The organism is Streptomyces sp. ISL-12, from assembly GCF_018614415.1.
Taxonomy (GTDB): domain Bacteria; phylum Actinomycetota; class Actinomycetes; order Streptomycetales; family Streptomycetaceae; genus Streptomyces.
Map to the genome: position 1 here is coordinate 26,262 of NZ_JAGGOO010000131.1, position 11,286 is coordinate 37,547.

At 72.9% G+C, this 11,286-nt stretch carries 10 protein-coding genes and 1 riboswitch; of the genes, 8 read left to right on the plus strand and 2 right to left on the minus strand.

Features of this window, described 5'->3' with window-relative positions; all coding sequences use genetic code 11:
• Nucleotide 1: 1 nt before the first annotated feature.
• Nucleotides 2–134: riboswitch (cyclic di-AMP (ydaO/yuaA leader) on the minus strand.
• A gap of 668 nt (nt 135–802) precedes the next feature.
• The 7 genes from J7I94_RS31435 (at nt 803) to J7I94_RS31465 (ending at nt 7,133) form a co-directional block, all read left to right on the plus strand.
• On the plus strand, nt 803–1,105 hold the full coding sequence (locus J7I94_RS31435) for an urease subunit gamma (protein ID WP_215172590.1): 303 nt from the start codon (nt 803–805) through the stop codon (nt 1,103–1,105).
• A gap of 14 nt (nt 1,106–1,119) precedes the next feature.
• Complete coding sequence (locus J7I94_RS31440; RefSeq protein ID WP_215172593.1) at nt 1,120–1,431, plus strand: urease subunit beta; 312 nt, start codon at nt 1,120–1,122, stop codon at nt 1,429–1,431.
• On the plus strand, nt 1,424–3,145 hold the full coding sequence (locus J7I94_RS31445) for an urease subunit alpha (protein ID WP_215172595.1): 1,722 nt from the start codon (nt 1,424–1,426) through the stop codon (nt 3,143–3,145). Before J7I94_RS31440 ends, J7I94_RS31445 begins: the two co-directional genes overlap by 8 nt.
• A complete protein-coding gene (locus J7I94_RS31450) occupies nt 3,145–3,819 on the plus strand; it encodes an urease accessory protein UreF (protein ID WP_215172597.1) in 675 nt (224 codons plus the stop codon). Before J7I94_RS31445 ends, J7I94_RS31450 begins: the two co-directional genes overlap by 1 nt.
• A gap of 55 nt (nt 3,820–3,874) precedes the next feature.
• The gene (ureG, locus tag J7I94_RS31455) at nt 3,875–4,555 is read left to right on the plus strand and encodes an urease accessory protein UreG (protein WP_215172599.1); all 681 of its coding nucleotides are present in this window, start codon (nt 3,875–3,877) and stop codon (nt 4,553–4,555) included.
• Nucleotides 4,552–5,391 (plus strand): urease accessory protein UreD, encoded by an 840-nt coding sequence (locus J7I94_RS31460; RefSeq protein WP_308114780.1) that lies wholly within the window; start codon nt 4,552–4,554, stop codon nt 5,389–5,391. The genes ureG and J7I94_RS31460 overlap by 4 nt, the downstream gene beginning before the upstream one ends.
• A 140-nt stretch (nt 5,392–5,531) precedes the next feature.
• Nucleotides 5,532–7,133 (plus strand): alpha/beta hydrolase, encoded by a 1,602-nt coding sequence (locus tag J7I94_RS31465; protein WP_215172603.1) that lies wholly within the window; start codon nt 5,532–5,534, stop codon nt 7,131–7,133.
• A 46-nt stretch (nt 7,134–7,179) separates the two neighbouring features.
• On the opposite strand, the gene J7I94_RS31470 is transcribed toward J7I94_RS31465, so the two are convergent.
• Both J7I94_RS31470 and J7I94_RS31475 read right to left on the minus strand, forming a co-directional pair.
• Entirely contained in the window at nt 7,180–8,217 is a 1,038-nt protein-coding gene (locus J7I94_RS31470) for an NAD(P)-dependent oxidoreductase (protein WP_251076019.1), read from the minus strand.
• A 62-nt stretch (nt 8,218–8,279) separates the two neighbouring features.
• The gene (locus tag J7I94_RS31475; RefSeq protein ID WP_215172605.1) at nt 8,280–9,002 is read right to left on the minus strand and encodes a 1-acyl-sn-glycerol-3-phosphate acyltransferase; all 723 of its coding nucleotides are present in this window, start codon (nt 9,000–9,002) and stop codon (nt 8,280–8,282) included.
• A gap of 168 nt (nt 9,003–9,170) precedes the next feature.
• On the opposite strand from J7I94_RS31475, the gene J7I94_RS31480 reads away from it, so the two are divergent.
• Complete coding sequence (locus tag J7I94_RS31480) at nt 9,171–11,072, plus strand: ABC transporter ATP-binding protein (RefSeq protein ID WP_215172607.1); 1,902 nt, start codon at nt 9,171–9,173, stop codon at nt 11,070–11,072.
• The last annotated feature ends 214 nt before the right edge of the window (nt 11,073–11,286 follow it).

Here is an 11,286-nt window from a genome sequence, read left to right on the forward strand (position 1 = left end):
GCAACCCTTCGTCAGCCGCCTGTGAAGGATGACCTGTCGGATTCGGGCTGGCGAAGTTGCCCGGCCGCACGAGTGCGGCTTCACCCCAAGGGCTGCTCGGCTCCGGTCATGGCGTGACCGGGCCGGCGACCCGTCGTGCTCGGGTCCTCCACTCCTGCCGATCCACTCCTGTCGACCGGTCATCCGGGCGGCGGCAGGACTCGGCGTCCGCCCGGATCGCCCCGCCGCTGCGGCGGGGTCTTGTCGTCAGTCAGGGATCTTGACGCACCGAAGTGGGAAAATCCCAACGGAACGTGGACTTTGTGTTGTTACTCACCACTCATCCATTCGGGTGGACGGTGCACCGTCCGGGCCACCGCCGCCGGGGCCGGTGACCTCCCCACCAGCGGCGGAGTCGCCATTTCGCCGATGAGCCAGGCGCGTTGCGCAAGCCGGACGGTCCCGGAAACGGACGTGAATCTACGCCGATAGGCGGTACGCCGTTCGGCCCGTTCCGGCTCCGTTCGGCCCCCCGCGATACGGAACCCGGAGCGGGCGCCGGAACCGGCATCGGCGCCCGCGCGTCCGCTCGGGCCGTTCCCGCGTCCACGCGAGCCGTCCCCGCGCCCGTTCACGCGTCCCTTCACGCCTGGGCAAAGGGACGCCCAAGAAGTAGCTCCGGGCAACGAGAAGTGATCTTGGGCGGGTTAACGTGAGCGAAACCCGGTGCAACTAGCCTGCCGCTCCGGCCACCTGGGACGTCGCCCCGTGGCCGCGGCGACCGGACCCGGCACGGTCCGGAGCGAGGACTGTGAGGTGGGACGTGCGACTGACCCCGCATGAGCAAGAGCGGCTGCTGATCCATGTGGCGGCCGATGTCGCCGAGAAGCGCCGGGCGCGCGGCCTGAAGCTGAACCATCCCGAGGCCGTCGCCCTGATCACGTCGCACATCCTGGAGGGCGCGCGGGACGGCCGCAGCGTCGCCGAGCTGATGTCCTCCGGCCGCAAGCTGCTCACCCGGGACGACGTCATGGAGGGCATCCCGGAGATGCTCCACGACGTGCAGGTCGAGGCGACCTTCCCGGACGGCACCAAGCTCGTCACCGTCCACGACCCGATCGTCTGAGGGGGAGCCGCGCCGTGATACCCGGAGAGATCCTGTTCGCCGACGGCCCGATCGTCTACAACGAGGGCCGCGAAACGACCCGGCTGACCGTCCTCAACGCCGCCGACCGCCCCGTCCAGGTCGGCTCGCACTACCACTTCGCCGAGGCCAACCCGGGACTGGAGTTCGACCGCGCCGCGGCCCGCGGCAAGCGGCTGAACATCGCAGCCGGCACGGCCGTACGCTTCGAGCCCGGCATCCCCGTCGAGGTCGAACTCCTCCCCGTCGCCGGCGCCCGGATCGTGCCCGGACTGCGCGGCGAGACCGGGGGTGCCCTCGATGCCTGAGATCTCCCGCCCCGCCTACGCCGACCTGTTCGGCCCCACCACCGGCGACCGGGTCCGCCTCGCCGACACGGACCTGCTGGTCGAGATCGAGGAGGACCGCTCCGGCGGCCCCGGACGCGCCGGTGACGAAGCCGTGTTCGGCGGCGGCAAGGTCATCCGCGAGTCGATGGGCCAGTCCCGCGCCACCCGCGCCGACGGCACCCCCGACACCGTCATCACAGGGGCCGTGATCATCGACCACTGGGGGATCGTCAAGGCCGACGTCGGCATCCGCGACGGCCGGATCACCGGCATCGGCAAGGCCGGCAACCCGGACACCATGGACGGCGTCCACCCCGACCTCGTCATCGGCCCCGAGACCGAGATCATCGCGGGCAACGGGCGCATCCTCACCGCCGGCGCCGTCGACGCCCATGTGCACTTCATCTGCCCGCAGGTGGCCGACGAGGCGCTGGCGTCCGGCGTCACCACCCTGGTCGGCGGCGGCACCGGTCCGGCCGAGGGGTCGAAGGCCACCACCGTCACGCCGGGGCCCTGGCACCTGGCCCGGATGTTCGCGGCGATGGAGGCCTACCCCCTCAACATCGGCCTGCTGGGCAAGGGCAACACCGTCTCCCACGAGGCGATGCTCTCCCAGATCCGAGGAGGCGCGGCCGGTCTGAAGATCCACGAGGACTGGGGGGCGACCCCGGCCGCCATCGACGCCGCCCTCACCGTCGCCGACGCGACCGGCGTCCAGGTGGCCATCCACACCGACACCCTCAACGAGGCCGGTTTCGTGGGCGACACGCTCGCCGCGATCGGCGGACGCGGCATCCACGCGTACCACACCGAGGGCGCGGGCGGCGGCCACGCGCCCGACATCATGACCGTGGTCTCCGAGCCGCACGTGCTGCCCAGTTCCACCAACCCGACCCGGCCCTACACCGTCAACACCGCCGAGGAACACCTCGACATGCTGATGGTCTGCCACCACCTCAACCCGGCCGTCCCCGAGGACCTCGCCTTCGCCGAGTCCCGCATCCGGCCGTCCACCATCGGCGCCGAGGACGTCCTGCACGACCTGGGCGCCATCTCGATCATCTCCTCCGACTCCCAGGCGATGGGCCGGGTCGGCGAGGTGATCCTGCGCACCTGGCAGACCGCCCACGTCATGAAGCGCCGGCGCGGCGCGCTGCCGGGCGACGGCCGCGCGGACAACCACCGCGTGCGCCGCTATGTCGCCAAGTACACGATCAACCCGGCGCTCGCCCAGGGCATGGCCCGCGAGATCGGCTCCGTCGAGACCGGCAAGCTCGCCGACCTGGTGCTGTGGGAACCGGAGTTCTTCGGCGTCAAGCCACTGCTCGTGATCAAGGGCGGCCAGATCGCGTACGCGCAGATGGGCGACGCCAACGCCTCCATCCCGACCCCGCAGCCGGTCCTGCCCCGGCCGATGTACGGGGCGATCGGACGGGCCCCGGCCGGCAACTCCGTCAACTTCGTGGCCGGCCCGGCGATCGACGACGGGCTGCCCGAACGCCTCGGTCTCGGCAAGGGCTTCACGGCGATCGACTCCACCCGCGCGGTCACCAAGGCCGACATGCGGGAGAACGACGCGCGGCCCGACGTACGGATCGACCCCGACAGTTTCGCCGTGCACATCGACGGCGAGCTGGTCGAGGCGGAGCCGGCCGCGGAACTGCCCATGGCCCAGCGTTACTTCCTCTTCTGATGTCCAGGGCTGCGCTGCTGGTCCTGGCCGACGGCCGCTTCCCCGCCGGAGGGCACGCGCACTCCGGGGGCGCTGAGGCGGCCGTACGCGCCGGGCGGATCACCGGGGCCGAGGACCTCGAAGCCTTCTGCCGGGGCCGGCTGCACACGACAGGGCTGGTGTCGGCCGCGCTCGCCGCGGCGGCGGCCCTCGGCGCGGACCCGGTGGCCCTCGACGCCGCCGCGGACGCCCGGACGCCGTCGCCCGCGCTGCGCACCGCCGCGCGGAAGCTGGGCCGGCAGCTGATGCGGGCGGCCCGTGCCACCTGGCCGTCCGCCGAACTCGCCGGTCTCGCCCGGGCCTTTCCCAAGGGCGCGCACCAGCCGGTCGTACTCGGGCTGACGGCGCGCGCGGCGGGGCTCGGGCCGGACGACGCGGCGTACTGCGCGGCGTACGAGAGCGTGAGCGGGCCGGCGACGGCCGTGGTGCGGCTGCTGAGCCTGGACCCGTTCGACGCCACCGGGGTGCTGGCGCGGCTGGCGCCGGAGCTGGACCGGGTGGCCGACCGGGCCGTCGAGACGGCCCGCGAGGTCGTCGACACGGGGACGGAGGCATTGCCCGCGGCCTCCGCGCCGCTGCTGGAGATCCTGGCGGAGGCGCACGCGGGGCGGCCGGTGCGGCTGTTCGCTTCCTGAGCTTGCCGTCCTGAGGGCCGCACCCCCCAATCCCCCAGTTCGAGAAGGAGCCGTCATGCACCTCGATCACCCCCACTCCCACGGTCCCGCCGCCGTCAGCGCCGACGCGCACCGCCCCGACGGGACCCGCCGTGCCCTGCGGATCGGGCTCGGCGGACCCGTCGGGTCCGGCAAGACCGCCACCGTCGCCGCGCTCTGCCGGGCGCTGCGCGACGAACTGTCCCTCGCGGTCGTCACCAACGACATCTACACCCGCGAGGACGCCGAGTTCCTGCTCCGCGAGGCCGTGCTGCCGCCCGAGCGGATCGCCGCCGTGGAGACCGGGGCCTGCCCGCACACCGCGATCCGGGACGACATCTCCGCCAACCTCGAAGCCGTCGAGGACCTGGAGGACGAGGTCGGCCCCCTGGACCTGATCCTCGTCGAGTCCGGCGGGGACAACCTGACCGCCACCTTCTCCCGGGGCCTGGTCGACGCGCAGATCTTCGTCATCGACGTGGCCGGCGGTGACGACATCCCGCGCAAGGGCGGCCCCGGCGTGACCACCGCCGACCTGCTCGTCGTCAACAAGACCGACCTCGCCCCGTACGTCGGCTCCGACCTGGCCCGGATGTCCGCCGACGCCAAGGCGCAGCGTGGGGAACTGCCCGTCGTCCTCCAGTCGCTCAGGGCGGAGACGGGCGTGGCGGACGTCGCCGCATGGGTCCGGTCCCGGCTCGCGGCGTGGACGGCGTGAGCCGCACGGACGCCGCCCGCGGACCCGCTGGCGTCCGGGAGACCGCCGGTGCCCGGGAATCCACCGACGCCCTCGGAACCGCCGGCGTCCGGGCCACGGCCCGCGTCCACGCCCGACGCGACGGACGGGGCGGTACCGCGTTGCCGGTGCTCGACGGTGAGGGACCCCTCGCGCCACGCCGGACCCGGTCCGTCGGGACCGAGGCGCGGGTGACGCTGGTCGGCGCGATGAGCGGACCGCTCGGCGGGGACCGCCTCACCGTCGAGGCGGACGTCGGCGAGGGCGCCCGGCTGCGCGTCGGATCGGCGGCGGCCACCATCGCGCTGCCCGGCCAGACCAAGGACGAGGCCCGCTACGTCGTCCGCCTCACCGTCGCCGACGGCGGCGAACTGTACTGGCTGCCCGAGCAGTTGATCGCCGCCCGCGGCAGCGACCTGTACGTCACCACCCGGGCCGACCTCGCCGCCGGCGCCCGGCTGGTGCTGCGCGAGGAACAGGTGCTCGGCCGCGCCGGTGAGGAACCGGGGCGGCTCACCAGCCGGCTGACGGTGCGGATCGCGGGCCGGTGCGTCCTCGACCAGGAACTGTCCTGCGGCCCCGGCGCCCCCGGCGGCTGGGACGGCCCCGCGGTGCTGGCGGGACATCGCGCCGTCGGGCAAGCCGTCGTCGTACGGCCGGAGTTCGCCCAGTCGCCGCCGTCGGCCCGGACGGCCGGGGAGGGGGCGGCCGTGCTGCCGCTGGCCGGGCCGGCCGTCCTCGTCACCGCGGTGGCCCCCGACGCGCTGCGCCTGCGCCGGCTGCTGGACGAGGCGCTGGCCGGCCTCGACGGGGACTGAGGACCGTACTCCGCCGATCGAACGGGTGGCGCCGTTTATCGGATTGGCAAAGAAGTCGGGTCGGCCCTGTCCTCAGGGAACCCACAGCCGAGAGGATCCCCGTACCAATCGCAAGGATGTACGGGGAGGTCCACTTGAGGATGAGACGACTGAAGGGGAGCACGGCCGCGCTCGGCACCGCCGGGTTGCTGGTCTCCGGGTTGCTGACGGCCGGAGCCGTCACCGCGCCCGCGGCCGACGCCAGTCCGGCCGCCCGGCACGGGAACACCCAGGACCGGCAGGCGTACGGCGCCGCCGTCGCCGCGGCCCGCGCCGCCAAGGCCGGGATCGACTGGCAGGACTGCCCCGCCGACTGGAGCCTGCCCGCGCCGATCCAGTGCGGCTACGTCACCGTCCCGCTCGACTACGCCAAGCCGTACGGCAAGCAGATCAAGCTCGCCGTCGACCGCATCGGCAACACCGGCACGAAGGCCCAGCGCCAGGGTGCCCTCATCTACAACCCCGGCGGCCCCGGCGGCTCGGGCCTGCGCTTCCCGGCCCGCGTGACCGCCAAGAACGCGATCTGGGCGAAGACGGCCGAGGCGTACGACTTCGTGGGCTTCGACCCGCGCGGCGTCGGCAAGTCGACGCCGATCTCCTGCGTCGACCCGCAGGAGTTCGTCAAGGCCCCCAAGGCCGACCCGGTCCCCGACTCCGAGGCCGACAAGCGCGCCCAGCGCAAGCTGGCCCGCGAGTACGCCGAGGGCTGCGCCGAGCGCAGCGGCGAGATGCTGCCGCACATGACCACCCCGAACACCGCGCGCGACCTGGACGTCATCCGCGCGGCCCTCGGCGAGAAGAAGCTCAACTACCTCGGTGTCTCCTACGGCACCTACCTCGGCGCCGTCTACGGCACCCTCTTCCCGGACCACGTCCGCCGCATGGTCGTCGACAGCGTCGTGAACCCCTCCCGGGAGAAGATCTGGTACCAGGCCAACCTGGACCAGGACGTCGCCTTCGAGACCCGCTGGAAGGACTGGCAGGACTGGGTCGCGAAGAACGACGCGACGTACCACCTCGGCGACACCCGCGCCGAGGTCCAGGCCCAGTGGCTGAAGCTGCGCGCCACCGCCAAGGAGAACCCGATCGGCGGGGTCGTCGGCCCGGCCGAACTGCTCGGCTTCTTCCAGAGCGCCCCGTACTACGACTCCGCCTGGGCGTCCGTCGCCTCGGTGTTCAGCGCGTACGTCGCCGGCGACACCCAGGCCCTGGTCGACGCCGCCGCCCCGGACATGTCCGACACCGCGGGCAACGCCTCCTCGGAGAACGGCAACGCCGTCTACACGGCCGTCGAGTGCGCCGACGCCAAGTGGCCCACCGACTGGAAGACCTGGGACCGGGACAACACCCGCCTGCACGAGGACTATCCGTTCCTCACCTGGTCCAACGCCTGGATGAACCTGCCCTGCGCCACCTGGCCCACCCAGCAGAACACCCCGGTGAACGTGAAGACCGGCAAGGGCCTGCCGCCCGTGCTGATCGTCCAGGCGGAGCGGGACGCGGCCACCCCGTACGAGGGCGCCGTCGAACTGCACCAGCGGTTCAAGGGCTCCCGGCTGATCACCGAGCGGGACGCCGGTTCGCACGGCGTCACCGGTCTGACCAACCCCTGCGTCAACGACCGCGTCGACACCTACCTGCTCACCGGCAAGGTGGACGCCCGCGACGTGACCTGCGCCCCGCACGCCACGCCGAAGCCGTAACCCGTCAGGGTCAGGGGCGGCCGGTGCTCATCCGGCCGCCCCTTTCTCATGCCCGGCGCCCCGCCGGCCAGGCGTCCTCCGCCGCGTAGTCGAAGAGGTCCCCGTAGTTCCGGGCCATCTTCGGGTACGCCTCCCGCCAGTCCCGTCCCCCGGCCAGCCGCTCCGCGATGAAGGCGACGGTCTCCGGCAGCGACTCGGCGTACCGGGTCACCGGCCGGTAGCCCAGCTCCCGCTCCGCCGCGCCCATGCCGCACACCACCGGCGCCGGCACCGACCAGGGCGTGTCGCCCACCCGGGGCGCGGGCGGAGGCCCGTCCACCAGGACGTCCTCCACCGCCACGCCCATCACCGCGTCGATCGCCGCAGCGATCTCGGCCACCGTCGGCGCGTCCGGGTCCACGGCGTTGAGCACCCGGCTGCCCGGCCGGGCGGCGGCCAGCCGGATCACCTCGGCGACGTTGCGCACCCCCGCCGGATGGAAGCGGCTCGCGCCCCCGTACGCCAGGACGCGGCGGCGCCGCCCGTCGAGGTTGCGCTTGACGAAGTACAGCTCACGGGGCGTACGGCAGTACGGCCCGTGGACCGCGCCCGCCCGTACCAGCGTCACCGGCAACCGGTCGCCCGCGGCCAGCAGTTCCCGCTCCAGCGCCGCTTTGCGGGTGCTGTAGGTGGCGTCGCCCGGCCGGACGGTGCGCTGCTCCTCGGTGAGCGGCACCGGATACTCGGGGAAGCCGCCGGGCTCCTCCTGGGTGTCGAAGTTGCGGCCCTTGTCGTCCTCGTACACCGACACGCTGGAGAGCACCACCGCCGAGCCGATCCGCCCGGCGAGCGAGGTCAACTGCCGCGCGTGTGCCGGACCGAACGCCACCGCGTCCACCAGGACGTCGCAGCCGTCACCGACCGCGGCGGCCAGGGCCCCGTCGTCCTCCCGGTCGGCCCGCACGACCCGTACGTCCTCGGGCCACTCCGCGTCCCGTCCGCCGCCGCGCGAGACGGCGGTCACCTCCCAGCCGTCCCGGGCCAGCGCACCCACCGCCGGCCGCCCGATCTGTCCCGTCGCCCCGATCACCACAGCACGTCTCATACCGGGACCGTAGGCGCGCGGAACCCCTCCCGTCGTGCGTGTCTGCCGAGGGCAGAGGGACGCTAACCGAGCGGCATCCGGGGGAACCGGCGCCCCCGCGCGGCCTTCTTCTCCTCCTCGGCCTTGACGTCGGCGGCGTACCGGTCGACGTACTCCTGCCCGGACAGCGCCATGATCGCGTACATGATCTCGTCGGTGACGGCCCGCAGGACCGTCTTCTCGTGCTCCATGCCGGCGTAGCGGGAGAAGTCCAGGGGCGCGCCGAAGCGGATCGCCACCGGGCGGACGCGGGGCAGGCGCCGGCCCGGCGGCTGCGCCTCGAAGGTGCCGATCATCGCGCACGGCACCACCGGCACACCCGCCGTCAGCGCCATCACCGCGACCCCGACCTTGCCCTTGTAGAGCCGTCCGTCGTGCGAGCGGGTTCCCTCCGGGTAGATGCCGAGCAGTTCGTCCCGGCCGAGCACGCCGAGCCCCTCCCGGATCGCGGCCCGGCCCGCCTCCTTGCCGGAGCGGTCCACCGGGATCTGCCCGGCACTGCGGAAGAAGGCCGCGGTCAGCCGCCCCTTGAGGCCGGGGCCGGTGAAGTACTCGGCCTTGGCGAGGAACGTGATCCGGCGCCTCAGCACGGCGGGCATCAGGAAGTGGTCCGAGAACGACAGGTGATTGCCGGCGACGATGGCCGCCCCCGACGGCGGCACATGGTCCAGACCCTCGATCCGGGGGCGGAAGACCAGTCTCAGCAGCGGTCCCAGCAGTACGTACTTGAGCAGGTGGTAGAACACGGCTCGCCCCTCACTCCAACCGGATCCGTCATGCTGACAGCCGACCGCACCGCCTGAACAGCCCGCGGGTCCCCACGGCGTGTCCGGTTCTGGCCCGTCCGCCGTAAATGCCTGGACTGGTGGCCTCTCCCGCCGGGAAACTTCCGAGTTCCGACCTTCGGGAGTGTGATGGGAACAGAAGATTCGCGGCCACCGACGCCGGGCAGGAGCGCGGTCGTCCTGGCGCTGCGCCACTACGGCAGGGAACTGCTGAGACTGCGGCGGCTGAGCCTGCCCGCCCTGCTGCTGCCGGCCGTCGGCAACATCGGCATCCGCTACGTCGCCCCCCTGCTCATCGCCAAACTGGCGGGGCAGGCCGCCGGGGACGGCGGCCTCACCCTCGCGACGGCGCTGCCGTACGTGCTGGCCTTCGGCGTGACACTGCTGGTCGCCGAGGCCGTGTGGCGGATCGGGCAGCACTGTCTGAACCGCGTGGACGCCCTCGGCATGGAACACCTGTACGTCACCGGGATGGACGAACTCCTCGCCAAGGACGCGGCGTTCTTCCACGACAACTTCGCCGGGTCCCTGACCAAGCGGGTGCTGAGCTTCGGCAAGCGCTTCGAGGACTTCGTCGACACGGTGACGTACCGGATCGTGGGCAGCCTCGTCCCGCTGGTGTTCGGTGCCGTGGTGCTGTGGCGCTACGAACCGATGCTCGTCGCCGGCCTGCTGCTGATGATCGCGCTGACCGTGCTGGGCGCGACCCCCCTGATCCGCCGCCGGCAGAAGCTCGTCAACGACCGGGAGGCGGCGCTCGCCCGGGTCTCCGGGCACGTCGCCGACAGCCTGGCGAACATGGAGACCATCCGGGCGTTCGCGGCGGAGCGGCGGGAGGCCGACGAACACCGCCGCCGGGTCGCGGAGTCCCGGCGCCTGACGCTCAAGTCGTGGGACTACGGCAATCTGCGCGTCGACACCCTGGTCGCCCCGATGTCCGTACTGACCAACGTGCTGGGCCTGTTCGTCGCCATCGCCTTCGGCGGCCCGGGCCTCGGGGTCGAGGAGATCGTCGTCGCCTTCACCTACTACTCCAACGCCACCCAGATCATGTTCGAGTTCAACCAGATCTACCGGCGGCTGGAGAGCTCCATGACCGAGGCCGCGCAGTTCACGGAGCTGCTCCTCGACCCGCCCACCGTGCTGGACGTGGCGGTGCCCGAACCGATCGCGCCGCGCGACAGCGGCGTCCGCTTCGAGGCGGTGACCTTCGCGCACGCCGGAGCCAAGCCGATCTTCGAAGGCCTCGACCTGGACGTGCCCGGCGGTGCGCGGATCGGCCTGGTCGGCAGGTCCGGCGGCGGCAAGACCACCCTCACCCGGCTGCTGCTGCGGATGTCGGACGTCGACGGCGGACGCATCCTGATCGGCGGTCAGGACATCAGCGCGCTGCGCCAGACCGACCTGCGCTCACTGATCGCCTACGTCCCGCAGGAACCCGCCATGTTCCACCGCAGCCTGCGGGACAACATCGCCTTCGCCCGGCCCGGCGCCACCGACGAGGAGATCCACGCGGCGGCGAGGGCCGCGCACGTCACGGAGTTCGCCGACCAGCTCCCCGACGGCTTCGCCACCCTGGTGGGGGAGCGGGGCGTGAAGCTCTCGGGCGGCCAGCGCCAGCGGGTCGCCCTGGCCCGGGCCATCCTGCGTGACGCCCCGATCCTGCTGCTCGACGAGGCGACCAGCGCGCTGGACTCGGAGAGCGAGATCCTGGTCCAGGACGCCCTGTGGCGGCTGATGGAGGGACGTACGGCCCTCGTGGTCGCCCACCGGCTGTCCACGGTCGCCGGCATGGACCGTCTCGTCGTCCTCGACCGGGGCAGCGTCGTCGAGCAGGGCACCCACGAGGAGCTGCTCGCCGCGGACGGTGCCTACGCCCGGCTGTGGCAGCACCAGTCCGGCGGCTTCCTCGCGGAGAACGTCGAGCCGGTGCCGGGGGACGGTCCCCCGGGGGCGGGTCTCGCCGGGCTGCCGGAGCCGGCCGGGCCGCCCGCGCACGCGACGGACCGGTCCGCCGCGACGAGGCGGTGACGGGCGGCCTCGGCACCGGCTGACCCGGGCCTCGGGTCCGGGTGCCGGGGCCGGGGCCGGGCAACAGACGGTGTTCCGTCACTGAACCGGTCCCTGAACCCGCCCCCTAGGGCCTGTCGTTTGGATCAGGACGCAGGACACCGGCGGGACTTGTCCATGCCGGTGAGCGGGGTCTGGTGCGTGCAGCTGCAAGGCGGAGGAGGGAGTCGACGCG

Excerpts from the sequence above, each read along its gene's own strand:
- J7I94_RS31445 (WP_215172595.1), top strand. The coding sequence starts at position 1,424 with ATGCCTGAGATCTCCCGCCCCGCCTACGCCGACCTGTTCGGCCCCACC.
- J7I94_RS31450 (WP_215172597.1), top strand. The coding sequence starts at position 3,145 with ATGTCCAGGGCTGCGCTGCTGGTCCTGGCCGACGGCCGCTTCCCCGCC.
- ureG (WP_215172599.1), top strand. The coding sequence starts at position 3,875 with ATGCACCTCGATCACCCCCACTCCCACGGTCCCGCCGCCGTCAGCGCC.
- J7I94_RS31465 (WP_215172603.1), top strand. The coding sequence starts at position 5,532 with ATGAGACGACTGAAGGGGAGCACGGCCGCGCTCGGCACCGCCGGGTTG.
- J7I94_RS31470 (WP_251076019.1), bottom strand. The coding sequence starts at position 8,217 with ATGAGACGTGCTGTGGTGATCGGGGCGACGGGACAGATCGGGCGGCCG.
- J7I94_RS31480 (WP_215172607.1), top strand. The coding sequence starts at position 9,171 with ATGGGAACAGAAGATTCGCGGCCACCGACGCCGGGCAGGAGCGCGGTC.